The organism is Aquimarina sp. MMG016 (assembly GCF_018100805.1).
Classification (GTDB): domain Bacteria; phylum Bacteroidota; class Bacteroidia; order Flavobacteriales; family Flavobacteriaceae; genus Aquimarina.
On the sequence record NZ_JAGJEA010000009.1, the window covers coordinates 12872 to 39050 of the forward strand.

Here is a 26179-nt window from a genome sequence, read left to right on the forward strand (position 1 = left end):
TTAAGATTAACAATTAATTAAATTAAAAATCATGATTCACACATATCCATGACGATCACTACCATTATAATTGGACAGAGAAACCAGTAAATAATTACATTGTATATTAACTTAGACTATAAATCAAACTATTTTGTTACATCTATCTATCAGTTTTCTTTGGTCTGCAGAAGAAATTTTAACAAATATTGATATCAAAAAGTTAATTTTTGGAGTTTATACCTTGGATTCTTTATTTTTACCTCTTTACTAAATATGAATACCATGAAAAGAATTGCAATGCTGGCCTCAATTATTTTACTTGTTGCTTGTCAAAAAGAAGAAAAAGGATATATCATATCTGCAGAAACAGAGGGTTTTGAAGATGGAACTATGGTTTACGTTAATGCTGTAAGTCAGTCCAACAGAGCTAGTATCATAGATTCTGCAAGTATAAACCAAGGAAAGTTTAAAATAGTGCTTCCGCCAGTAGAGACTAAAGATTTTAATTATCTGACTTTTAAAAATTTACCCGGAAATGTTTTGTATTTAGGAGAGAATAGTCCTATTAAAATGACTATTTATAAAGATAGTTTAAGGTCTTCTATTGTTAAAGGAGGTCCTGAGAATGAGCTATTTTTTAAATATCTCAATAAAATGAAAGCTTTTAATGAGAAAAGAATAAAGCTAAATAATGAATATCAATATGCTACCAGATTAAATCAACCTGAGAAAGCATTAAAAATAGGCACACAGACTGAAGAACTAAAAAGTAAGGAACAAACTATTCGCAAAGAATATGCTCAAAACAACCCTCAGTCTTTAGTTTCTGTAATGGCACTTACAGATCTTATCAATTTAAAAGCATTACCTATTAAAGAAGTTCAAGAGATTTATAATACTATTGATGATTCTCTTAAAACAAGTCGTTTAGGTAAAAACCTAAGTTTATTGATTAATAATGCAGTTGTGCAGTCACAACAGAAAAAAATTGATATTGGTAGTGAAGCTGCGGATTTTTCAGCTCCCAATCCTGATGGTAAACTTTTATCTCTTAAAGAATCTTTAGGCAAAGTTACTATTATAGATTTTTGGGCGTCATGGTGTAAACCTTGTAGAATGGAAAACCCTAATGTAGTAAGAGTCTACAATAAATATCATGATAAAGGACTTAATATTATTGGAGTATCACTTGATAAAAGACAAGAGTCCTGGACAAAAGCTATTGCAGCTGATAATTTAAACTGGAATCACGTATCTAATCTAAAATATTGGCAAGAACCTATTGCAAAAGTATACGGAGTAAGGTCCATTCCTGCCACATTTATATTAGATGAAAAGGGTAATGTGATTGCAAAAAACCTAAGAGGCCCAGCTTTAGAAAATAAAATCTCAGAGTTACTAGGAGAAAAAGCGCTTTAGATTAAACTCAAAATATAGTATAACAAAAAACGATCTAATAAAGGTCGTTTTTTTGTTTTATAAGCTTAGCTTACTTAATTTGAACAGCTTTTAATGGTTTCATAAAAGCTTCTATACTCCTCATAAGTTACTAGCTTTCCTTTTTTATCTAAAACAATTTCATTACTCTGAAGAAATTCTTGAAAAGAAATTATTTTCCTGGCATAATCATCAATCACAATCTCCAACTGACTATTTTCTGTAATTTTACTTTTATCTAATTGCATACTAAATGTCCCATCAAAACTAGTATACGCGTATATACATTCAGAGTCATTTAGAGTTAATTTAATGGCTACCAGAGAAATCGAAGTATTATCTGGCTTCAATACCTTACCCTTTACTGTACCAATATCTTCGGTTTTGGTTCTTTCTTCTATTTCTATATTTTCATTGTTTTCTTCCGCTCCTTCAGAAGCTATTGCCGAAAGATCTTCTATAGTCCAATCATCGGTTTTTTCATCATTCTTATACCCACCTTTAACAATAACTCCGGATTTATCTCTCCTCCAGTATTCCCCATGTTTTTTACCATTACGGTACTCTATTTTCTCAAGCGCTCCGTTTTTAGTGATACTCCAAGATCCTGTTTTTTCACCATTCTTATAATATCCTTCTTCACTAAAATCTGTACTACTATCAGCATTATAATAATATCCTTCTTTTTCTCCATTATCATAATTTTCTATAGTAGCCAAATCAAGATCACCCTCCGAAAATGATTGAAAATGTAACCACTCGCCTTGTCTTTTTCCTCTGTCATATTCTACCCTGCTAATTTTGGTTAACTTCCCTTCAGTATAATATTTTATGTAATATTTACCTTCAAGATCACTTTCTTTATTCTCTTCTACCAATTTTTCATACCCTTCTTGCATTAGCCTAACATAACCATCTTTAGCAGGATCCTGGGCATTAAGATTAAGGCAGAAAATTAAACACGGTACTAAAAATAATAGTATATTCTTTATGATGATATTCAATTTCATGTATTGGTTTTTTTGTGGTTAAGAGCTTTAAAATATAATCCTCATACATACATATCGAATTACAGTATGATTTATTGTCAAAACTATATTTTGATTGTATAATAAAAATAAGGAAAAACAATAATATGATGCTTAATCTCAGAAAATATAAGTTAGTAAACTTATATCAAAGCTTACCTAGTCTTTGTAAAATAAAAAGTATGATTATAGGTATTGCCAACAGTATTATCATCAATAAGTTCTGCTCAAACAAATACGGTGCAAAAATCAAAGTGATCACATAACCTCCTACTGCTCCACCAAAGTGAGCATCATGACCAATATTTCCTGTTCTGGTTTTCATACCATAAATAGAGTATAATAAATAAACTATACCAAAAATATATGCCGGTATGGGGATTGGAATAAACATTAAATACAAACTCATCCCTGGCTGAAATAATATACCTGAATAAATTATGCCAGAAACTGCGCCACTGGCGCCAACAGCACTGTAATGATACTCGTCTTTATGAAAAAAAACAGAGAATAAGTTACCTATAAGTAAACTTCCTACATAAACTACCAAAAACTTGATATTTCCAAGAAAAGTTAACACAACTGGTGCAAAAAAATAGAGGGTAAACATATTGAAAAATAAATGCATCATATCAACATGTAAAAATGCTGAAGAAAACATTCGTATTTGCTCTCCTCTGCGGATTCCTCCTATATTAAACTTATATTTTTCAAAAAAAGAAAAATCATTAAACCCCATTAAAGAAACAATGACGTTAATAGCAATAATTACTATTACAACAATGTCCAGATTTATCATATTCAGTAAATTTTGATCAAATATACCATATATTTTATTTCAGAAAACCACCTGATTAAGACTTTCTTATTAGTAAAAGTTTAAGACAAAAAAAATCGAATACTTTTATCTTTGTATGCTTTAATTGATTCAGTTAATGCAGTTATTAGTATACCGTCTTATCTATCCGATGCTGTGGTGTATTTCGAAATTACCATGGAGAATATTTTATGTTTTTTCAACCTGTCTCTACATAGTAACTTATTATATAATTAGATATCGAAAAAAAATAGTTACTGAGAATTTGACCTTAGTTTTTCCTAGAAAATCAAAACAAGAAATTTATGGAATCCGCAAAGCTTTCTATAGACATATGTGCGATATGTTTTTAGAAATGATAAAAACGATGTCTATTTCTGAGAAAGAGCTAAGCAAACGTTTCAAGATCACTAACCCCGAGGTTTTAACAACTATTGAATCTAAAAATAAAAGCATTATAGTATTAATTGCTCATTATGCTAGTTATGAATGGTCGATTGCAGTACAATTTCTTGGTGGTTTTCCTATAGTTGGAGTATATAAAAAACTGAAGAATGAACATTTTGATAAGCTCATACACCAGATAAGAGGTCGTTTTGATGCTAGATTAATATCTAAACACAACACTATTAGAGCAATTACTAGAGATAAAGTACAAGGTAAGCTATGTGCTTATGGTTTTGTTACTGATCAATCTCCCAGGCTAAAAAATTCTATGTATTGGACTAATTTTATGGATATCAAAGTACCTATTTACCTTGGTGGAGAAAAAATTGCAAAACGAATGAACTTACCAGTTGTATACCTAAAAGTAGATAAAGCAAAGAGAGGTTACTATGAAGCGGAATTTATTCTTATTACAGAAAATCCTGAAGAATGTGATGATTATTATATTACTAAAGAATATCTAAAACTTGTTGAATCACAAATCCGTACTAAACCGGAGCATTATCTCTGGACACATAAAAGATGGAAATATCGTAATGCTAAAATCCCTAAAGGAGCTATTGTTGACTAAGCCATAGTTAACATTTAATTTTCATCTACAATTATACTCTGCTAAATTCTTTGTTAAGTTTTTATTAAGGTTTAATTAAATCCATGTATTTTCGTCCCAAAAGCAATAATACTGCATGCAATTAATTATCTACAGAATTGTTTATCCTTTATTATGGATAGTTTCTAAATTGCCATGGAAACTCTTTTATGCATTTTCGTCCACTATTTTCTTTCTGATTTATTATATCATTCGCTATAGAAGAAATGCAGTTACAGAAAATCTTCAATTAGCTTTTCCGGATAAATCATTAGATGAGATTAAAAAGATCAGGAAAGAATTTTATAAACATCTGTGTGATATGTTTCTGGAAATGATTCGGTCTATCTCTATTTCTAATGAAGAGATGATGGAGCGTTTTACTGTTACTAATCTTGATATGATTAGAGAATTAGAAGCAAAAGGAGAAAACATTATGGTATTCATAGCACATTATGCTAGTTATGAATGGTCCAATGTTATTGATATACAAACAGGTTTCCAGGCAGTTGGTATATATAAACCTATCGGTAACATTTACTTTGATCGACTGGTACACAGAATTCGTGCAAGGTTTGGCTCACGTGTGGTTCCGAACAGAGATGCTATGAGAGTAATAACAGAAGATCAAACTGATGACAGCTTATCTATGTATGGGCTTGCAGCTGATCAATCTCCCAAATTATACAAAGCGATGTATTGGACTAATTTTATGGGGATAAAAGTACCTGTATTCTTAGGAGGTGAAGTACTTGCTAAACGTTTTGACCTTAATGTATATTATCTAAAGGTTGAAAAGATCAAAAGAGGTTACTATGAAGCTACTTTTGTACCTATAAGTGAAGATTCTAAGAATGCTGAAGATTATACTATTACTAAAGATTATCTAAGATGCATAGAGAATCAGATTCGCAATAAGCCTCAATATTACCTTTGGACTCACAAACGATGGAAGCATCGTAATGCACAAATTCCTGAAGGTGCTACCATAGATTAATGATAACTTATCGAAACAATTCGGCACATTGATAAAAACAGTGTTAATCTAACCTTAATAACAGTTTTTAGAAGTATCTTTAGCACTTTTTGATTTAAAAATCATGTTATGCAATTACTAGTTTACCGTTTAGTATATCCTATATTATGGATGATTTCGAAATTACCCTGGAGACTATTTTACATGTTTTCTACTGGTGTTTACATCCTTATATATTATATAATAGGGTATAGAAAAAAGACAGTAAATGAAAATCTAACTCTTGTTTTTCCTGAAAAAACTCCAAAAGAAATCAAAAAAATAGCCAAGGGTTCTTATAAACATATGTGTGATATGTTTTTGGAAATGATCAAATCTATCTCTATAACAGAAACGGAAATAACAAAGCGTTTTGAAATCACAAATATGGATAAGCTTAAAGAGCTAGAGATCAAAAACAAAAGTGTTATTATAATGATGGGGCATTATAATAGCTATGAATGGACTAATTCAATAGATATTATTTCAAAATTTAGATGTGTTGGCATCTATAAGCCCGTAAAAAATAAATATTTTGACAGATTAGCACATCGTATTAGAGGAAGATTTGGTGCTCGTTTAATACCTAGCGCCAAGGTGTTTAGAGAAATGACTAAAGATCACAATAAAGAAAATCCAGAATTAAGCATTTATGGATTAATTTCTGACCAGTCTCCAAAATTAAATAAGGCTATGTTCTGGACAGATTTTATGGGTATAAAAGTCCCTGCTGTTATGGGGGGAGAAGTATTAGCTAAGCGATTAGATATGAGTATATTTTATCTACATGTAGAAAAAGTAAAAAGAGGATATTATCAAGCGACACTCATACCTATCTCAGAAGATTCTAAAAATTCTGAAGACTATGATATTACCAAACAATTTATAAAACTTTTAGAAAAACAAATACGCAATAAGCCAGAAAATTATTTATGGAGTCATAAACGTTGGAAACACCGTAATGCAGAGATTCCTAAAGGTGCTGTTGTAAGCTAGCACAAACTTACCAGGTTATAAAAACCTGGTAAATAAGTGTGCTTAAAAATTAAATTCCTGCAATTTCTTTTAGCGTAGTAATGGTATCTTTGGCTAATTGGTCAGCTTTCTCTTGACTCAATGCTTCAGTATAAATTCTAATAATTGGTTCTGTATTACTCTTACGCAGATGAACCCAGCAATCAGCAAAATCAACTTTTACACCATCAATAGTAGTTACTTCTTCTGACTTATGTTTCTTATGAAATCCATCCAGAATAGCATCAACATCCAACTCAGGTGTCAACTGAATTTTGTTTTTACTCATAAAATAAGATGGATAACTATTTCTCAATTCACTTACACTACATTTTTTCTCTGCCAAATGTGTCAGGAATAATGCAACTCCTACCAAAGAATCTCTTCCATAATGTGATTCCGGGTAAATAATTCCTCCATTACCTTCTCCACCAATCACGGCTTTATTGGCTTTCATCTTTTCTACTACATTCACCTCTCCTACTGCACTGGCTTCATAACTACCATTATGTTTTTCAGTAACATCTCTAAGCGCTCTACTAGAAGATAGATTAGAAACAGTATTACCTGGAGTCTTACTTAACACAAAATCTGCGCAAGCCACCAAAGTATATTCCTCTCCAAACATTTCTCCATCTTCACTCATAAAGGCCAAACGATCCACATCAGGGTCAACTGTAAGACCTAAATGTGCCTTCTCTTTAACAACTAGTTCTGATAGATCAGTTAAATGTTCTTTAAGAGGTTCTGGATTATGCGGAAAGTGACCATTAGGTTCACAATACAACTCCACAACTTCTACTCCCATTTTTTTAAGTAATCTTGGTATTGCAATTCCTCCTGTAGAGTTTACAGCATCAACAACTACTTTAAAACCAGCTTTTTTTACAATATCCGAATCAACCAAAGATAAATTCAATACTTCTTCAATATGTTTATCAATGTAAGTGTCATTTACCCTAATATTACCCAAATCATCCACTTCTGAGAAACTATAATCATCACTTTCTGCTATATCAAGGATTTTCTTTCCGTTTTCGGCATTAAGAAATTCTCCTTTTCCATTCAATAGTTTTAATGCATTCCATTGTTTAGGGTTATGGCTCGCCGTTAAAATAATTCCTCCATCAGCTTTTTCTAATGGAACGGCAACTTCTACTGTGGGTGTTGTAGAAAGTCCTAAATCTATTACTTCTACCCCTAACCCTATCAAACTATTCATTACCAACTGCTGAATCATAGAACCTGATATTCTCGCATCTCTGCCTACAACTACTATTGGATGTTCTTTATTTGTTTCTTTTTTTAACCAGCTTCCATATGCAGAAGCAAATTTAACTGCGTCAACAGGTGTTAGATTATCACCTACTCCCCCTCCTATGGTTCCTCTAATTCCTGAAATTGATTTGATCAGTGTCATATATTGTATTGATTGTATGATTTTGAGGACAAATGTACATTCTACAACCCATTACGACAACTTTACCATTAAAGTTTATATAAAAACAATACTAACATTACTAAAAATTGTAAATTGACCTAATGAATTTCCTAGCTCACATCTACCTTTCCGGAGACGATCCGGAGCTTAAAATAGGCAATTTTATTGCCGATTCCGTTAAAGGAAAAAAAGTTCTAGAATACCCTGATCGCATTCGACAAGGGATCACACTTCATCGCAAAATAGATCATTATACTGATAGTCACGAAACCGTAAGAAAAAGTGTATCTCGTTTGTTTCCCAGGTATGGTCATTACAGCACCGTAATTGTTGATATACTATATGATCATTTTCTAGCTGCCAACTGGAGTGAATATTCTAAAGAACCTTTGGAACAATATGTTAATGATTTTTATCTTTTACTTCAAGACAATTTTGATGTTTTGCCAAAACGTGTTCAGAACTTTATGCCTTATATGCTAAGAGATAATTGGCTACTAAGTTATGAGTCTATTCCTGGAATTGGCAGAATTTTATATCAAATGAATCATAGAACTAAAAATCGATCTAAGATGAACTTTGCTGTAATCGAATTAGAGCAATATTATGCTGAATTTGATAGCGAGTTTCGATCTTTTTTTGAAGAATTAGAGCTATTTACAAAAAATGAAATGAGAACATTATGAAGCAATTACTTTTCTTTTTACTTCTTCTACTAAGCTTTTCTTGCAAAACATCTACCCATGAAAAACCTGCACCTGTCAAAGGTTTAATTACTCAAAATGCAATGGTAGTTTCTGCCAGACAGGAAGCCTCTAAAATTGGAACAGATATTATGAAAAATGGAGGTAATGCTTTTGATGCTATGGTAGCTACAGAAATGGCTCTTGCCGTTTCATACCCTTATGCAGGAAATCTTGGCGGTGGTGGTTTTATGGTATACCGAGAATCAAATGGGCGAATTGGAGCACTGGACTACAGAGAAAAAGCTCCTTTAGCATCTACAAAAGACATGTATCTGGATGAAAATGGCGAGGTTATATCTAAAAAAAGTCAATTAGGTGCTATGGCTGTTGGAGTTCCGGGAACAATTGCCGGAATCTTTGAAGTTTATAAAAAATTTGGCTCTCTACCTATTGAAGATCTTTTAACCCCTGTGGCGGATCTTGCGAGAAATGGTATTATAATTACTAAAAAACAGGAAGCACGTTTTGAAAAATACAAGGACCTGTTCTTTGAAGCGAATGGAGATACCATTCCAATAACTAGTGGATATAAAGCTTCTGACACCCTTAAAAACCCAAAACTAGCGGAAACTCTAGAAAGAATTATTAAAAATGGCGTTGATGAGTTCTATCGCGGTGAAACCGCAGAAAAACTTGTAAACTTTCTTCAATCCAGAGGCGGAATAATTACGATGGAGGATCTCGCAAAGTATGAAGCTAAATGGCGTGAACCTGTTCAGTTTAAGTATAAAGATCTAAATATAATATCTATGTCTCCACCTTCTAGTGGTGGAGTATGCTTAGGTCAGATCATGAAAATGATCGAACCCTATGATTTGAAGCAATATGGACATAATCAACTCGAAACAATTCAGATATTAACCGAAGCAGAACGCAGAGCTTATGCCGATCGTAGTTTTTATCTTGGGGATCCGGATTTTGTAGAAATTCCTATAGATACATTAATCAGCAAAGAATATTTAAACTATAGAATGGAAGGTTTTAGCTTAGATCAAGCTACACTTTCTTCTACTATTAATTGTGGCATAATACCTGGGTACGAAAGTGATGAAACCACACACTATTCTATTGTTGATGAATATGGCAATGCTATTTCTGTGACCACAACACTTAATGGCGCATATGGTTCTAAGCTATATGTTCCCGAACTTGGTTTTTTTCTAAATAATGAAATGGATGATTTCAGTGCTAAACCCGGAGAACCTAATATGTTTGGGTTAATTGGTGCAGAAGCCAATGCAATAGCACCTGAAAAAAGAATGTTAAGTTCTATGACGCCAACAATTATCGAAAAAGATGATAAATTATGGATGTCCATAGGTACACCAGGAGGTTCAACAATTATCACTTCCGTTTTACAAACTATCCTCAATGTAAAAGAATTTGGGATGACTATGCAGGATGCTGTAAATGCTCCACGTTTTCATCATCAATGGTTACCGGATTCCATATATTTTGAACCAAATAAGTTTGATCAAAAGCTTTTTAAAGAATTAGAAGCTAAGGGATATAACATAAGTGAAAAGGAATCTAAAATTTCGAGTAAGGTGAATAGTATTTTAGTCTATCCTAACGGAACAATGGAAGGAGGAGCAGATAAACGTGGTGATGATACTGCTGTGGGTTATTAACAAATAAATCATGGAATTTGTTTTAGTTTTAAAATCCAAATTAGAACGTAATGCTAATGCAGAAGAAGCAAGAGCAATGGAGGCTTATATGAAAGACCTTTTCACTTATTATGGAATAAAAGCTCCTAAAAGAAAAATTTTATTAAAAGAAACGATCAATGAATTTAAAGGGGAGTTGACACGAGACAATGTTATAAAAGTTTCCAATACATTATATCAAGACCTTCATCGAGAACTTCATTATTGCGCTATTGAAATTGTGGATCGTTTTCTTAGGAAAAAGTATACGGTTAATGATATTCAATTCATTGAAAAACTAATTGTAACTAATTCTTGGTGGGATTCTGTGGACTTTATCGCAAAACATATTTTAGGAAACTATTTACTGCAGCATCCCGATCAGATTCAAGAAGTGATAAGCAAATTTTCTTCATCAAAAAATATGTGGTTGAACCGAAGTGCTATTTTATTCCAATTAGGATATAAAGAGAAAACTGATGCGCAATTATTGTTTTCACTATGTGAGAAACATAAATCTTCTGATGATTTTTTTATAAAAAAAGCAATTGGCTGGGCTCTAAGAGAATATTCTAAAGTTAACCCAGAAGCAATATTGTCATTTGTATCTAAAACAAAACTTAAACCTTTGTCAGAAAGAGAAGCTTTAAAAAGAATCCAATAAAAAAATGCGCAGCTTTTGACTGCGCATTTTTAAATATATAATTAAGATTTACTTCACTTCTTCGAAGTCTACATCTTCTACATCACTTCCTTCTGATCCACCATCAGCTGATTGGTCAGCTCCGGCATCTGGTCCAGGTTGTCCGTTTTGTTGTGCTTCTGCTTGAGCTTTGTACATCTCTTCACTAGCTACTTTCCAAGCTTCATTGATTTTATCAAGAGCTGGTTGGATAACCGCAAGATCTTTAGACTCATAAGCCTTCTTCAATTCTTCCAAAGCCTCTTCAATTGGTTTTTTCTTATCATCAGATAACTTATCACCAAATTCTTTTAGTTGCTTTTCAGTCTGGAAAATCATTCCGTCAGCTTCATTCAACTTATCTGCAGTTTCTTTAGCCGCTTTATCAGCTTCAGCATTTGCTTCAGCTTCTTGCTTCATTTTCTCGATTTCTTCTTCTGTCAATCCTGAAGAAGCTTCGATACGAATATCCTGAGACTTATTAGTAGCTTTATCTGTAGCAGATACCTTAATAATACCATTGGCATCAATGTCAAAAGTTACCTCGATCTGTGGTGTTCCTCTCTGTGCTGGTGGAATTCCATCTAAGTGGAAACGACCGATAGTCTTATTATCTGCAGCCATAGGACGCTCTCCTTGCAACACGTGGATCTCTACTGATGGTTGATTATCTGCTGCTGTAGAGAAAATCTGTGATTTCTTAGTTGGGATAGTAGTATTAGCTTCGATAAGCTTAGTCATTACATTACCCATTGTCTCAATACCAAGAGAAAGTGGTGTAACATCTAATAGTAATACATCTTTTACATCTCCGGTTAATACACCTCCTTGGATTGCAGCTCCAACAGCTACAACTTCATCTGGATTTACACCTTTACTTGGTGATTTTCCAAAGAATTTTTCTACTGCCTCCTGTACTGCAGGAATACGTGTAGAACCACCTACTAATATAATTTCATCAATATCACTAGTTGATAACCCTGCTGCTTTAAGAGCAGTACGACAAGGCTCAACAGTTCTTTTTACTAAATCATCAATTAATTGATCAAATTTAGATCTTGTTAATGATCTTACTAAGTGTTTTGGTCCACTAGCAGTCGCTGTTACATAAGGTAAATTGATTTCTGTCTGTGAAGAAGAAGACAATTCTATTTTAGCCTTTTCAGCAGCTTCTTTAAGACGCTGTAATGCCATTGGGTCTTGTCTAAGGTCCATATTCTCATCAGCCTTAAACTCTTCTGCTAACCAATCTATAATTTTTTGATCTACATCGTCACCTCCTAAGTGTGTATCTCCATCTGTAGATAATACTTCGAATACACCATCTCCTAGTTCTAAGATAGATACATCATGAGTACCACCACCAAAGTCAAATACTACGATCTTCTGATCAGTTCCTTTTTTATCCAAACCATAAGCCAATGCTGCTGCGGTAGGCTCATTGATAATTCTTTCTACTTTAAGACCTGCAATTTCTCCAGCTTCTTTAGTTGCCTGACGCTGAGCATCATTAAAATAAGCTGGCACAGTAATTACAGCTCTAGAAACGTCTTGTCCAAGATAATCTTCTGCTGTTTTCTTCATTTTCTGAAGTGTCATAGCAGATAATTCCTGTGGTGTATATAAACGTCCATCAATATCTACACGTGGCGTATCGTTATCTCCTTTTACTACTTTATAAGCTGCTCTTTCCGCTTCTTTTGCAGATTCAGAGAATTTATTCCCCATAAATCTTTTAATAGACGAGATAGTCTTAGTCGGATTCGTAACCGCCTGACGCTTTGCAGGATCCCCTACTTTAATTTCTCCACCTTCTACAAAAGCAATTACAGAAGGAGTTGTTCTTTTACCTTCGGCATTAGGGATTACTACAGGCTCATTACCTTCCATTACAGAAACACAAGAGTTGGTTGTCCCTAAGTCTATACCTATTATCTTACTCATATTTATATTAAATTGTTATTGTGTTTTCAAAAAAATATTCAATCCATTTAGGTCAATGATTATGCCACGACAATTTAACTGACATGATGTCACAATACCCTTTAACATCTTTGGTTTTATTCGTCTTAAAAATTACAATAAATGACACAAATAACTAATTCACAAAAAGAAGGTTTCTTTATTACCAAAAACCTATATTTACCACCTAAATCATCTCAATAATTACGAATAATGGAATGTATTAGTGTTTTTGATATGCTAAAAATAGGTGTTGGACCATCAAGTTCACACACATTAGGTCCCTGGAGAGCTGCACGTAGATGGATTGCTGAATTAAAAAAGAATGGTCAATTTCAATCCGTGACATCAATTAAGGTAGATCTTTATGGCTCATTATCCTTAACAGGAAAAGGACATGCTACTGACATTGCAGTGATATTGGGCCTTTGTGGGTATGACCCACAGACTATTGACACTTCTGCCATTAATAGCATAATTAGTAAAATTACTGACAAAAAGGAGATTTCTTTTAATCATGAGCTTTCAATTTCTTTTGATCCAAAAACACAAATTATTTTTAATAGAGAGTTTAAAGACTTTCATCCCAATGCAATTACATTTCAAGCTACATTAAAAGATAACCAAAAGATCTCTTCCTCATTCTACTCGATTGGCGGAGGATTTGTAATAAAAGAAGAACGAAAAAGAAAAGAGAAAAAGTTATCAGCATTTAAGGGATTTCCGTTGCCAATTCAGAAAGCAACGGATTTATTAGAATATTGCCAAATACGGCAAAAAAAAGTTTCGGAAATAGTCCTAGAAAACGAACGATCATTACTTAGTGATAAAGAGATTGATGAGCGGATTGCTCAAATATGGCGCGTGATGCTAGATTCTATGTATGATGGTTGTCATACAGAAGGTATATTACCCGGAGGATTAAATGTAAGACGAAGAGCCTATGACACTCATAAAAAACTAATTGGTGGTGCTTCTTATAATAATCCAACAGAATGGATAGAAGCAATTAGAGATACCGAGGTGAAATTTCGTCAGATATTAAAATGGGTATCGTGTTTTGCTTTGTCAGTAAATGAAGTCAATGCTTCATTAGGAAGAGTAGTTACTGCACCAACTAACGGAAGTGCAGGAGTCATTCCTGCAGTTATGATGTATTATATGGTGATTGAAAACCACGATGCGAATTTTGAAGACGTCAAACAATTTATGTTAGTCGCCGGAGAAATTGGCAGCCTTTTTAAAAAAGGAGCAACCATATCTGCTGCCATGGGGGGATGTCAGGCAGAAATAGGGGTTTCATCAGCTATGGCTGCCGGAGCCTTAACAGAATTAATGGGTGGCACTCCTGAACAGGTTCTAATGGCCAGCGAAATTGCTATGGAACATCATCTAGGTCTTACCTGTGATCCAATAGCCGGTTTGGTTCAAGTTCCTTGTATCGAACGAAATGCCATGGGTGCTGTCAAAGCAATCAATGCTTGCGAAATGGCGCTGGATACAGATGCTTCAAACGCTAAAGTCCCTCTGGATAAAGTAATAGAAACCATGTGGGAAACAGCTCAGGATATGAATACTAAATACAAAGAAACTAGTGAAGGTGGTCTAGCCGTTAAAGTGAGTTTGAGTGATTGTTAATATAGTTTGGGAGTATATGAGTATGTGAGCTTTTGAGGCAATCTTTACTTGAAATCAAGCCCAAACTTGTCATAAACTCACCTCTACTTACATCCTTCTCGTTTCCTGGTATCTGCTATGGATATGATTTTCCACGACTCTCCATCATTGTATAATTGAAAAGTGTTTACACCACAATGACTAAAATTATCATTTACATAAAATTCATAAGGAGTCCAGGCTTGAGCAATGCCTTCATTAGCTACAATAGTAAAATCCAATAATTTTTCGTTCCATTTTTGTTCTGCAGGTCTACTGCCTATTGCTGTCACAAATTTTTGAACATCTGTCGTAATTGCTTTTTTACCCCCTGATTTTGTCTTAGTAATGGTCAGCAAGACCATATTATGATCCATAGTATTTTTCATTTTGATAGTGTCTCCAGAATGAAACCCATCAAAAAACTCTTCAATAGTTTGTTTTACTTCGTCTTGATAGGTATTCATTTCAGATTTTGAAGTATCTTCTTGTGAAAAAGCACTAAAAGAAATAAATAAAACAACTAAAATGGATAGCTTTTGCATAATACTTTTCATTTTTTAATTTGTTTAAAAATAAGATTTTAAATATTAAATCATATTATTAATTTTTTAAAGCTAAAAAATATGATTAATCAAAAATAACATTCACTTGTTACGATATTGGTAAATGATTACTTTTACATCTCTAAAAACAACTGAAAATGTCAACAGCAAAAAAAGATTACAAGCGGGTTACTGTAAAATCTCTGGTAGAGATGAAATCTAACGGAGAAAAAATATCCATGTTAACAGCCTATGATTATACTATGGCTAAGATTGTTGATGGTGCTGGAATAGATGTAATTCTTGTTGGTGATTCTGCTTCTAACGTAATGGCTGGTCATGAAACGACATTACCGATTACATTAGATCAAATGATTTATCATGCATCTTCTGTAATAAGAGCTATTGATCGTGCATTAATTGTTGTTGATATACCTTTTGGAAGTTATCAAAGTGACCCTAAAGAGGCTTTGAGATCTGCCATTAGAATTATGAAAGAGTCCGGAGCACATGCTGTAAAAATGGAAGGAGGAAAAGAAGTTAAAGAATCTATCAAAAGAACTCTTAATGCGGGAATTCCGGTAATGGGTCATCTTGGTTTAACACCTCAATCTATATATAAATTTGGAACATATACTGTACGTGCTAAAGAAGAAGAAGAAGCTCAAAAACTAAAAGAAGATGCCTTAATGCTGGAAAAAGCTGGATGTTTCGCCGTGGTATTAGAAAAAGTTCCTGCCAAACTAGCTAAGGAAGTAGCAGAAAGTCTTACCATACCTATTATTGGTATTGGTGCTGGTAATGGGGTTGATGGCCAGGTACTGGTAACACACGATATGCTAGGTATGACACACGAGTTTAATCCACGTTTTCTAAGACGTTATCTTGATCTTTATACAGAAATGACTAATGCTTTTAAACAATATGTTACTGACGTAAAAAATGTTGATTTTCCTAACGAAAATGAGCAGTATTAAATAGTACTTAGTTGTTAGTTGAGCATATTCAATTATTTTATTTCTAAAAATTTGTCTTTAAAAATTCTATCCAATAAATCCAATCTACAAGTTCTTTATGAAGACAATCACATCATTATTGTCAATAAACGCCCTGGAGATATTGTACAAGGAGACAAAACCAGAGATAAACCGCTTAGCGAAATAGTCAAAGAATATATAGCAGAAAAATATAACAAACCGGGAGCAGTATACCTGGGAGTAGTTCATAGACTAGATCGTCCCACAAGTGGCATTGTGGTTTTTGCTCGTACAAGTAAAGCCTTACCAAGACTAAATAAGTTATTTGCTAATAAGGAAGCTCAAAAAACATATTGGGCAGTGGTAAAAAACAAACCTCCAAGAGGAAAGGATACACTGACACATTGGCTTAAGAGAAACCCAAAACAAAACAAATCTTACGCTCATAAAAATGAAGTCCCTGATAGTAAAAAAGCCATTTTAGATTATACATTGATAAAAAAACTTGATAACTATTATCTGTTAGAAATTGATCTACATACAGGACGTCATCATCAAATACGTTCTCAGTTATCAAGTATCGGATGTGTAATCAAAGGTGATCTCAAATATGGAGCCGATCGAAGCAATAAAAATGGAAGTATTCATTTACACGCAAGAAAATTAACTTTTATACATCCTGTCAAAAAAGAACAATTAAATATTATTGCTCCTCCTCCATCTGATCCTGTTTGGGATGATTGTTTATAAAAGTTATTTATAGGATCTAACACTTTCAATTACTACTGATGTTAAAATCAATGCTCCTCCAATAATTGTGGAGAACACTGGAATTTCTCCTAAAAAAATAACGCCAATAATAATACCATACACTGGCTGTACACTACTAATAATGCTAGCCGTCGTAATTGAAAAACGTTTAAAACTGCCTAAGAACATAGTATGACCTATGGCAGTTGTCAATAAAGCTAAGGTCAACGTCGGTAACCACTGTTCAGTAATTCCTGAACTATCCATAATAAACAAAAACGGAAGTAAACAAATACTAATTACCACCAATTGATACCACATCAGTATGGATCCATTATAATTACCTACTTTGGTTTTCATGATAATATTTCGGAGTGAATAACATAACGCAGAGATAATTCCTAAGATTACTGCTTTTGTATAAGAATTGCTAAAATCTAAATCAGGAACGAGAAAATAGATTCCTATCAAAACCAAAAACGCCAATAATATATGTACTTTCTGGAATTTGGTTTTTAACAAAATAGGTTCTAAAAGAGCTGTGATCACCGGATATGTAAATATCGACAACATACCAATCGCTACATTAGACAACTTTAAAGAATAGAAATAAGTAATCCAATGCAATCCCATCAACACTCCACTTAAGATAATCGTCGGCCGATCCTTACTGCTTGCACTAAAAGAAATACATTTCCATTTACAGTATATGAATAATAAGATACAAGCCATTATGGCCCTAAAACCTATAATCACTGGAACTGGCATATCAATATATCTTCCTAAAGCACCAGAAGTACTTATAAAAAGCATAGCAAGATTAAGCTCCAAAATGTTGCGCAAGTGTATGTTCTTTTGCATATAAAAAGTATTATCGAGCCAATTTTTCAGATTTTTCCTTAATAATATCTGCTACTGGTCTTCCCTCAATATTACTTTCTAGCCATGAGAGGATATCTAAGTATAAAAACGCTCTCTTTTCATAAGGATGATCTTCATACTGTTTTAGTGTTTTATGTAACTTCCTAAACTCATCTTTGATCTGATGAGGAAAAATATCTCCAAGATTCTTCAGGAATTTGATCATTTCTTTTTGAACTTCATGCAAGTCATTCATCTTAAGTAAAAATCGATATGTTTCCTTTAATTGAGTTTCTAGATAGTAATCCATTCCAGCTTCATAATGTGCAACTAGGCTTAATACTCTAGAAAAACACATAAGGTCTTCTCGCATTTTTAAGGATTTGTTTGTGATAATCTTAGCTAAATATTCAATACATTTTTTATGATTAGCCATCCCAAAATATAGACATCCTATTTTATAATACAACACCATAATATGATGGTCATCTAATCGATTTTTGAATTCAGCAATACCTTTGAGAATTTCATCGACTAAATATTCCCCTTCATCAAATGTACCTTCCAAAAAGTGAACATTCAATTTATTATTATAAATAAACTGAAACGATAGTACCTCAATATTGTCATCCTTAGGAAATGTTTTATCAGATATAGCTTCTTCAAATTGTATTAAAGTAGATTTTAACTGTGTCTTATCCTTTATTAAAAACAAAGATTCTAACAGATAGTGATTCCCTCTAAGAAAGAACACTGGATTCAATGCAATCATTTTTGGGTTTTCGTAAAAAAGATCAACCCATTTCTTTGAATATTTATAACAAGACAAAAAATCTTGAACAATAAAACTATACCAAAGATGCGCTTTATACAGCCATAGTTTTTCCCTAAACCCTAATAAATTCCATTCATATTTTGGCAATTTGCTATGAAAATAATTAGAAATCACCTTATGCTCTTCATCATTTCTAACATACCCACTTTTAAGCATCAAACCATATAATTGAAGAGATAAGTTTGACAACCTGCTAGTAAGTACATTTTTCATACTAAGCATTTTTGCTTCTATGGTCAACTCATCAGCTCTACTATTTATACTTCTGGTTATATATTGAGTTTCAATTATCTTTTCCAGCTCTACAATCTCATAGGCGATATTATGCTCTTCGTTTTCCTTTGCAAGAGCTTTAGCCTTTTCTAATATCTTCAAACTCTGTTTATATAAGCCTTTGTGATACAGAATTGATGCAAAATCCAATTGTTCTCGTATCTGGGAACGAACATTTTGGTGCAAAGGACTTAATCTCAGACTAATCAAAATTTGTTTATAAAGGTGCGCCTTGAGGTTAGAAAGCTGTAATTTGGTTACAATACCTTTTTTGACAATAAGATCTTCGTCTAAAGCATCACTTTTATCTAAATGATTAAAAAGTGCAAGGAATTTAGAATCGGTATTCACTCCTAAACGACCTACATATACCTTAAATTGTCGTTTTTCAGACTTAGAAAGCGACTTTACTAAAACAAACAAAGGATCTTTTTGATCATTAGTCATTGTAAGAAAACTTATTATAATTAACTGATTAAAAGAAAGTTATGTTTTCATCAAAACTTTTTAGCATTGTAAAAACCACCACAAAACACTTCCCTTTTGAATTCCCAAAATATAAATTCGTAAGAGATTTAGAAAACTTCTTGTTAAGAATATTTTAAAAAAGATGTTTTTCAAAACAAGCGCTAAAAACTGATAACTCAAAGAATTTATATGAGCAATAATAAAGTCCAAATATTTGACACAACTTTAAGAGACGGAGAACAGGTCCCTGGATGTAAACTAAACACCAAACAGAAATTGGTTATCGCTCAACAACTTGACCTTCTTGGCGTAGATGTGATTGAAGCAGGTTTTCCGGTTTCTAGCCCAGGAGATTTTGGTTCCGTAAATGAAATTGCAAAAATTGTAAAGAATGCTACTGTTTGTGGTCTAACCAGAGCTGTTGAAAATGATATCAAAGTTGCTGCCGAAGCTCTAAAATATGCTAAGAAACCAAGGATTCATACCGGAATAGGTACTTCTGAATCTCATATAAAATATAAGTTCAACTCTACACAAGACAAAGTTATTGAAAGAGGTATTGCTGCTGTGAAATATGCAAAATCTTTTGTTGAAGATGTAGAATTTTATGCAGAAGATGCCGGTCGCACCGATAATGAGTTCTTAGCACGAGTTTGTGAAGCTATGATCAAAGCCGGAGCGACCGTTCTTAATATACCCGATACTACTGGTTATTGCCTACCAGAAGAATATGGTGCCAAAATCAAATACCTTAAAGAAAATGTAAAAGGTATTGATAACGTTATTATTTCTTGTCACTGCCATAATGATCTAGGCTTAGCAACAGCTAATTCAATAGCTGGCGCAATCAATGGAGCTCGACAAATCGAATGTACCATTAACGGAATTGGAGAACGTGCTGGTAATACATCATTAGAAGAAGTAGTGATGATCATGAAACAACATCCTTATCTTAATCTTAATACGGATATCAATTCTAAGTTATTGTACGAAACTAGTTTAATGGTATCTGATAAAATGGGGATGATGGTACAACCTAACAAGGCTATTGTAGGTGCCAATGCATTTGCTCATAGTTCTGGAATCCATCAGGATGGAGTGATCAAAAATCGTGAAACATATGAAATTATCGATCCAGCTGAGGTTGGTGTAACAGAATCAGCCATTGTTCTCACAGCCAGAAGCGGTCGTGCAGCATTAGCATATAGAGCGAAGAAGGTTGGGTACGAATTAACCAAACTTCAGCTGGACGATGTATATCAAGAATTCTTAAAATTTGCAGATAGCAAAAAAGAAGTGGTAGATGAAGATATTCATTTAATTATGAAAAATACTAATGTAGAGGCTGCAATATTAGCCTAATATTTATTAAAACATACCTACCATATTCATTATGAAACCTGGTAGGTTTTTTTGTATATGAAAAAAACATTATTCGATAAAGTTTGGGATGCTCATGTCGTCAAAAAAATACAAGACGGTCCACAAATTTTATATATAGACAAACATTTGATCCACGAAGTTACTAGTCCGCAAGCCTTTGGAGAACTAGAACAACGTGGAATCCCTGTTTTTAGACCTAATCAAATTGTAGCAACAGCTGATCACAATACTCCGACAATAGATCAACACCTACCAGTAAAAGATCCTTTGTCTAGAAATCAACTACAACAGCTAACTATTAACTGCCAAAAGAACAACATCACTCTTTATGGCTTAGGACACAAATACAACGGTATCGTCCATGTAATGGCTCCAGAATTAGGTATTACTCAACCTGGAATGACAATGGTTTGTGGTGATAGCCACACCTCTACTCACGGAGCATTTGGAACCATTGCTTTTGGTATAGGAACCAGTCAGGTTGCACAAGTATTCGCCAGTCAATGTCTTTTATTACAGAAGCCAAAAAGTCTTAGAGTTAATGTCACCGGAAAACTAAAACCTGGTGTTTTACCAAAAGATGTCATTTTATATATCATTGCTAAACTAGGAACCAATGCCGGCACCGGATACTTTTGTGAGTATGCCGGTAATGTATTCGAAGAAATGTCTATGGAAGGTCGTATGACTGTTTGTAATATGAGTATCGAGATGGGTGCTCGTGGTGGTATGATTGCTCCTGACGAAACGACTTTTGAATATGTAAAAGGAAGAGAATTTGCTCCTAAAGGAAAGGAATTTGACAAAAAAGTTACCTATTGGAAAACATTACCTACAGATGAAGGTGCTGTTTTTGATAAAGAATATCATTTTGATGCTGAGGATATCGAACCCATGATTACCTATGGTACTAACCCTGGAATGGGAATCAAAATCAATGAAAATATACCAACTGAAAATAATGCTTCTTTCGAAAAGTCATTACGTTATATGAATTTCGAAAAAGGGCAATCACTTATTGACCAAAAGATTAATTACGTTTTTATAGGAAGTTGCACCAACAGTAGAATTGAAGATTTCCGAGTGGCGGCTGGCTTTATAAAAGGAAAGAAAAAGGCTGATAATGTAACCGCTTGGTTTGTCCCGGGATCGCAGAAAGTAGCAGAACAAATCATTGAAGAAGGCTTGAATGAAGTTTTTGAGGATGCCGGATTTAAATTACGTCAACCCGGTTGTTCCGCTTGCTTAGCAATGAACGACGATAAAATCCCTGAAGGCGAGTATTGTGTATCTACATCCAATCGTAATTTTGAAGGAAGACAAGGTCAAGGCGCCAGAACTATTTTAGCAAGTCCTCTCATTGCAGCTGCAACGGCTATCGAAGGAAAAATTATTGATATTACTAAACAATTGAATTAATCATGGATAAGTTTACTAAACTCAAATCCTCAGCTATACCGCTATCCATAGAAAATGTGGATACAGACCAGATTATACCGGCTCGTTTCTTAAAAGTTACTAGTCGTGATGGTTTTGGAGAAAATTTATTCAGAGATTGGCGTTATCATAAGGACGGAAGTCCAAATTTAGATTTTGTAATGAATAATGCCACATATAGTGGAAGTGTTCTGGTTGCAGGAGACAATTTTGGCTGCGGATCTAGTAGAGAGCATGCTGCATGGGCCATTCATGATTATGGATTTAAAGTTGTAGTATCTAGTTTTTTTGCAGATATTTTTAAAGGAAATGCTCTAAATAATGGAGTATTACCAGTTCAAGTATCTCCAGAATATTTGAAAGAACTTTTTACACAAATAAAAAAAGATCCGAAAACCCAGATTGAAGTTGATTTGGAAAACCAAAAAATAACTATCCTATCTACGGGTTCATCTTCAAGTTTTGAAATTAATAGTTATAAAAAAACTTGTTTGATCAATGGATACGATGATATAGATTTCTTAATCAGTAATAAAACTGAGATAGAAGCATTTGAAAACGAAAGAGTATAAATTTAGGAAAACAGACAATAGAAAAAAGAAAGTAGATCTTTAAATCAGCCTACATTCTTTCTCTTCTCTCCGCAAAAAAAAGAATATGAAACTAGACATCGCTGTATTATCAGGAGATGGCATCGGTCCTGAAGTGACTGCGCAAGCCATCAAGGCACTAGAAGCTGTAGCGCATAGCTTCGATCATAACTTTATTTTCAAAGAAGCTTTGGTAGGTGCAATTGCAATTGACAAAACCGGAAATCCATTGCCTAATGAAACGCTAGAGCTTTGTGCTAATACTGATGCTGTATTGTTTGGTGCCATTGGCGATCCAAAATATGATAACAATCCTAGTGCTCCTGTTCGTCCTGAGCAAGGGTTATTAAAATTGCGTAAAGAACTTGGTTTATACGCTAACATTCGTCCTGTAAAGGCATATGATACTCTGATTGATAAATCTCCGCTCAAACGTGAGATTATTGAAGGTACTGATATTTCCATATACCGAGAACTTACAGGTGGTATTTATTTTGGTAAAAAAGAGCTAAGCGATGATGGTACAGTTGCCTCAGATTTATGCGAATATTCTCAGGCAGAAATTGAGCGTATTGCACATTTAGCTTTTAAGGCAGCTCAAAAGCGCAGAAAAAAATTGACTCTAGTTGATAAAGCTAATGTTTTAGAATCTTCTAGACTATGGAGGAAAGTAGTTACGGAAATAGCCAAAGGATATGACGATGTGACTATAGACTTTCTTTTCGTGGATAATGCTGCCATGCAAATGATCCTAAATCCTAGCCAGTTCGATGTGATTCTAACAGAAAACATGTTTGGAGATATTATTTCTGATGAAGCAAGTGTAATTGGTGGTTCTATTGGTTTATTAGCATCAGCATCTGTTGGAGACACATGTTGTATGTTTGAACCTATTCATGGATCATATCCTCAAGCTACAGGAAAAGGAATTGCTAATCCTATTGCAGCTATATTATCCGCAGCAATGTTATTAGAACATTTTGACTTAATTAATGAAGCTAATGCTATAAAAGCAGCTGTAGAAAAAGCTTTAGAGTTAAATCTTACTACTCCTGATCTAAATAATAATAATCCTTTAACTACTGAAAAAGTTGGAGATTTTATAACAGATTATATTTTAAACCCGGAAGATTCAAATCTTAATTTCGAAAATATACACGTAGGCCAATCTACGATTATCTAAGATATATAACTTTTGTTTATAGAAAAAGCAACCAAAAACAAGATTTTGGTTGCTTTTTTAAGTTTCCATCATAGTAAAACAAAATAATAGTTTACTTTAGAATCAAAATAGCTTTAATACTATGAGTAACTCATATGCATTTTTGATTTTTTGTTTTATTATGAATTTAGTTTCTGCTCAAGAAATTATTTGTTCTGCGGAAGATAAAAATATTTTTAATTCCAAAATCGCAGAACTAAAGCATTTAACTTCTTCAGAAAATAAAACCGGTAAAAACATAGTCATTGTCGGAAAAAGCTTTCTCAATGTACCTTATGTTGCCAACACCCTCGAAGTTGGAACAACAGAATCTTTGGTGGTAAACTTACAAGGACTAGATTGTACGACCTTCGTTGAAAATGTTTTAGCTTTTAGCTTATTACTTAAAAATGAAACCAAAGATATCGATAGCTACACCCAACTCTTAGAAAAAATACGATATCGAGATGGTAAATTATCCGGGTACTCATCACGGTTACACTATTTCTCAGATTGGATTACTAATAACGAAAAGAAAGGGTTGCTAAGAGATATTACTTCTGAAATTGGTGGTCAAGAAATCAATAAAGAAATTAATTTCATGAGTACTCATCGGGACTTGTATCGTTTCTTAAAAGATAATGATCAAAATTTTGAAGGAATCAAAATTTCAGAAACCCAACTTAATCAAGAAAAACTATGCTTTCTTCCCCAAGATCGGATTAAGGATAATGAGCATTTAATTCGATCTGGCGATATTATTGCATTAACTACAAGCATAAAAGGTTTAGATATTACTCATACAGGTATTGCAACAAGAGAAAGTAATGGTCGTATACACTTACTCCATGCATCCACCTCCGGAAAAGTTGTTGTTTCTAAACTTCCATTAGTAGACTATTTAAAAAAGATTAAAAACAATACAGGGATTATGATAGCTAGGGCTATATCCAAATAAGAATAAAATGTAGTGATTTTTTTCTTTAAAGATCATCCGCTTTTTTGTACTTTCTAAAAATGAAAATTTCAGCTTTCTTAATTATATTTTTCCCTTCTCTAATGCTTTCACAAAGCCTCGAAAAGCATTTATGGAAAGATCGTGTACTTTTAATTATTGCTGATTCGTATGACTATTTATTAGTACAACAACAGCTTCAGGAATTATCTTCAAACAGAAGAAGTCTGGAGGAAAGAAAACTAGTAATATACCAAGTCACTCCTACTTCATATCGTTTTGGAATAACAGATGATGAAACCAATAAGAATCAAATACTTTATAAAAACTATAATCCTTCAAAAGATCCCTTTATAATTTTACTGCTGGGATTAGATGGAGGTGTCAAAATGAGTTCAAACAAATTGTTAAGTTCAAAGCAAATCTTTAAACATATTGATCAAATGCCAATGCGCATACAGGAACTGAGATCAAAAAAGAAATCATAACATCCTTAAATACCCAATTACATTCTCCTCAATCCTTTTTTCGATAGCGGTAACATCCCCTTTTTCAAAATCAGATCCTGTTATATTTTCATAGAGTTCAATATAACGTTCAGATACTGAAGTAATATATTCATCCGTCATTTCCGGAACTTGTTGTCCTTCTAATCCTTGAAAACCATTACTGATCAACCACTGACGCACAAATTCTTTGGATAATTGTTTCTGTGCTTCTCCTTTATTTTGACGTTCTTCGTAACCCTCAGCATAAAAATAACGAGAAGAATCCGGAGTATGAATCTCATCAATTAATACTATTTTTCCGTCTTTGGTTTTACCAAATTCATATTTAGTATCCACTAAAATCAAACCACGTTCGGCTGCAATTTCAGTTCCTCTTTGAAATAACTTTCTAGTATAATCTTCCAGAATTATATAATCTTCTTCAGAAACGATTCCTTTTGCCAAAATATCTTCTCTAGAAATGTCTTCATCATGATCCCCTTTTTCTGCTTTGGTGGCTGGAGTAATTATAGGTTCAGGAAATTTATCGTTTTCAATCATACCTTCAGGCATAGGTACTCCACATAAGCTTCGCTTTCCAGCTTTATATTCTCTAGCAGCGTGACCGGATAAGTATCCTCTAATTACCATCTCCACTTTAAAAGGTTCGCATAAATGCCCCACCGCAACATTAGGATCAGGAGTAGCAATCAACCAGTTTGGCACAAGGTCTTCTGTCGCTTTCATCATTTGAGTAGCAATCTGATTAAGGATTTGACCTTTAAACGGAATTCCTTTTGGCATCACTACATCAAATGCTGACAAACGATCGGTAGCGATCATTACCAACAATTCATCATTAATATTATATACTTCTCTTACTTTCCCTTTATAAACTGATTTCTGTCCTGGAAAGTTGTAGTTTGTATCTGTTATGGTATTCATTTTAGT

The 26179-nt window shown here is 33.5% G+C and carries 24 protein-coding genes; 16 read left to right on the forward strand and 8 right to left on the reverse strand.

What is annotated here, in order from left to right; all coding sequences use genetic code 11:
• The first annotated feature begins 264 nt into the window (after positions 1-264).
• Positions 265-1401, forward strand: a complete 1137-nt coding sequence (locus tag J8M14_RS16165) for a TlpA disulfide reductase family protein (protein ID WP_211075851.1) — start codon at positions 265-267, stop codon at positions 1399-1401.
• Positions 1402-1475: 74 nt separating this feature from the next.
• Here J8M14_RS16165 and J8M14_RS16170 read toward each other — a convergent pair whose 3' ends face one another.
• On the reverse strand, positions 1476-2429 hold the full coding sequence (locus tag J8M14_RS16170) for a hypothetical protein (protein WP_211075852.1): 954 nt from the start codon (positions 2427-2429) through the stop codon (positions 1476-1478).
• Between the two features lie 166 nt (positions 2430-2595).
• Positions 2596-3246, reverse strand: coding sequence for a rhomboid family intramembrane serine protease (locus J8M14_RS16175; RefSeq protein WP_211075853.1), 651 nt, complete (start codon positions 3244-3246; stop codon positions 2596-2598).
• A 169-nt stretch (positions 3247-3415) separates the two neighbouring features.
• Here J8M14_RS16175 and J8M14_RS16180 point away from each other — a divergent pair, with 169 nt between their 5' ends.
• From J8M14_RS16180 to J8M14_RS16190, 3 genes are all read left to right on the forward strand, one after another.
• Positions 3416-4282: a lysophospholipid acyltransferase family protein gene (locus tag J8M14_RS16180; RefSeq protein ID WP_247672679.1), complete on the forward strand. Its 867-nt coding sequence runs from the start codon at positions 3416-3418 to the stop codon at positions 4280-4282.
• Positions 4283-4397: 115 nt separating this feature from the next.
• On the forward strand, positions 4398-5297 hold the full coding sequence (locus J8M14_RS16185; RefSeq protein ID WP_211075855.1) for a lysophospholipid acyltransferase family protein: 900 nt from the start codon (positions 4398-4400) through the stop codon (positions 5295-5297).
• 108 nt (positions 5298-5405) lie between these two features.
• On the forward strand, positions 5406-6311 hold the full coding sequence (locus J8M14_RS16190; protein ID WP_211075856.1) for a lysophospholipid acyltransferase family protein: 906 nt from the start codon (positions 5406-5408) through the stop codon (positions 6309-6311).
• A 49-nt stretch (positions 6312-6360) separates the two neighbouring features.
• Here the strand turns inward: J8M14_RS16190 and glmM are convergent, their stop codons facing one another.
• A complete protein-coding gene (glmM, locus tag J8M14_RS16195; RefSeq protein WP_211075857.1) occupies positions 6361-7749 on the reverse strand; it encodes a phosphoglucosamine mutase in 1389 nt (462 codons plus the stop codon).
• A 122-nt stretch (positions 7750-7871) separates the two neighbouring features.
• On the opposite strand from glmM, the gene J8M14_RS16200 reads away from it, so the two are divergent.
• Genes J8M14_RS16200 through J8M14_RS16210 form a run of 3 tightly spaced genes read left to right on the forward strand, consistent with a single transcriptional unit; the run spans position 7872 to position 10829 of the window.
• Complete coding sequence (locus J8M14_RS16200; RefSeq protein ID WP_211075858.1) at positions 7872-8456, forward strand: acyl carrier protein phosphodiesterase; 585 nt, start codon at positions 7872-7874, stop codon at positions 8454-8456.
• Positions 8453-10147 (forward strand): gamma-glutamyltransferase, encoded by a 1695-nt coding sequence (gene ggt / locus J8M14_RS16205; protein ID WP_211075859.1) that lies wholly within the window; start codon positions 8453-8455, stop codon positions 10145-10147. The genes J8M14_RS16200 and ggt overlap by 4 nt, the downstream gene beginning before the upstream one ends.
• 10 nt (positions 10148-10157) lie before the next feature.
• Positions 10158-10829, forward strand: a complete 672-nt coding sequence (locus J8M14_RS16210) for a DNA alkylation repair protein (protein WP_211075860.1) — start codon at positions 10158-10160, stop codon at positions 10827-10829.
• A gap of 48 nt (positions 10830-10877) precedes the next feature.
• Here J8M14_RS16210 and dnaK read toward each other — a convergent pair whose 3' ends face one another.
• A complete protein-coding gene (gene dnaK / locus J8M14_RS16215) occupies positions 10878-12791 on the reverse strand; it encodes a molecular chaperone DnaK (protein ID WP_211075861.1) in 1914 nt (637 codons plus the stop codon).
• 231 nt (positions 12792-13022) lie between these two features.
• On the opposite strand from dnaK, the gene J8M14_RS16220 reads away from it, so the two are divergent.
• Positions 13023-14447 carry an L-serine ammonia-lyase gene (locus J8M14_RS16220; protein ID WP_211075862.1) on the forward strand — a complete coding sequence of 475 codons (1425 nt, stop codon included), beginning with the start codon at positions 13023-13025 and terminating at the stop codon, positions 14445-14447.
• Positions 14448-14530: 83 nt separating this feature from the next.
• Here the strand turns inward: J8M14_RS16220 and J8M14_RS16225 are convergent, their stop codons facing one another.
• Positions 14531-15022, reverse strand: a complete 492-nt coding sequence (locus J8M14_RS16225) for a nuclear transport factor 2 family protein (RefSeq protein ID WP_247672675.1) — start codon at positions 15020-15022, stop codon at positions 14531-14533.
• A gap of 146 nt (positions 15023-15168) precedes the next feature.
• Between J8M14_RS16225 and panB the strand changes: the two genes are divergently transcribed.
• On the forward strand, positions 15169-15987 hold the full coding sequence (panB, locus tag J8M14_RS16230; RefSeq protein ID WP_211075863.1) for a 3-methyl-2-oxobutanoate hydroxymethyltransferase: 819 nt from the start codon (positions 15169-15171) through the stop codon (positions 15985-15987).
• 51 nt (positions 15988-16038) lie between these two features.
• Positions 16039-16737: an RNA pseudouridine synthase gene (locus J8M14_RS16235; protein WP_211075864.1), complete on the forward strand. Its 699-nt coding sequence runs from the start codon at positions 16039-16041 to the stop codon at positions 16735-16737.
• A gap of 3 nt (positions 16738-16740) precedes the next feature.
• Here the strand turns inward: J8M14_RS16235 and J8M14_RS16240 are convergent, their stop codons facing one another.
• Together J8M14_RS16240 and J8M14_RS16245 are read right to left on the reverse strand one after the other, a co-directional pair.
• Positions 16741-17598 (reverse strand): DMT family transporter, encoded by an 858-nt coding sequence (locus tag J8M14_RS16240; protein ID WP_211075865.1) that lies wholly within the window; start codon positions 17596-17598, stop codon positions 16741-16743.
• A gap of 10 nt (positions 17599-17608) precedes the next feature.
• Positions 17609-19153, reverse strand: a complete 1545-nt coding sequence (locus tag J8M14_RS16245; protein ID WP_211075866.1) for a hypothetical protein — start codon at positions 19151-19153, stop codon at positions 17609-17611.
• Positions 19154-19363: 210 nt separating this feature from the next.
• Here J8M14_RS16245 and J8M14_RS16250 point away from each other — a divergent pair, with 210 nt between their 5' ends.
• From J8M14_RS16250 to J8M14_RS16275, 6 genes are all read left to right on the forward strand, one after another.
• Positions 19364-20536, forward strand: a complete 1173-nt coding sequence (locus J8M14_RS16250) for a 2-isopropylmalate synthase (protein WP_211075867.1) — start codon at positions 19364-19366, stop codon at positions 20534-20536.
• 57 nt (positions 20537-20593) lie between these two features.
• The gene (gene leuC, locus J8M14_RS16255) at positions 20594-21976 is read left to right on the forward strand and encodes a 3-isopropylmalate dehydratase large subunit (RefSeq protein ID WP_211075868.1); all 1383 of its coding nucleotides are present in this window, start codon (positions 20594-20596) and stop codon (positions 21974-21976) included.
• A 2-nt stretch (positions 21977-21978) separates the two neighbouring features.
• Positions 21979-22566 carry a 3-isopropylmalate dehydratase small subunit gene (gene leuD, locus J8M14_RS16260; protein ID WP_211075869.1) on the forward strand — a complete coding sequence of 196 codons (588 nt, stop codon included), beginning with the start codon at positions 21979-21981 and terminating at the stop codon, positions 22564-22566.
• 85 nt (positions 22567-22651) lie between these two features.
• Positions 22652-23767 (forward strand): 3-isopropylmalate dehydrogenase, encoded by a 1116-nt coding sequence (leuB, locus tag J8M14_RS16265; RefSeq protein ID WP_211075870.1) that lies wholly within the window; start codon positions 22652-22654, stop codon positions 23765-23767.
• 121 nt (positions 23768-23888) lie between these two features.
• A complete protein-coding gene (locus J8M14_RS16270) occupies positions 23889-24743 on the forward strand; it encodes an N-acetylmuramoyl-L-alanine amidase-like domain-containing protein (RefSeq protein WP_211075871.1) in 855 nt (284 codons plus the stop codon).
• A 59-nt stretch (positions 24744-24802) separates the two neighbouring features.
• Complete coding sequence (locus tag J8M14_RS16275; RefSeq protein WP_211075872.1) at positions 24803-25228, forward strand: DUF4174 domain-containing protein; 426 nt, start codon at positions 24803-24805, stop codon at positions 25226-25228.
• On the opposite strand, the gene J8M14_RS16280 is transcribed toward J8M14_RS16275, so the two are convergent.
• Positions 25223-26173 (reverse strand): phosphoribosylaminoimidazolesuccinocarboxamide synthase, encoded by a 951-nt coding sequence (locus J8M14_RS16280; RefSeq protein WP_211075873.1) that lies wholly within the window; start codon positions 26171-26173, stop codon positions 25223-25225. The two genes, J8M14_RS16275 and J8M14_RS16280, sit on opposite strands and share 6 nt — an antisense overlap.
• Positions 26174-26179: the final 6 nt, after the last annotated feature.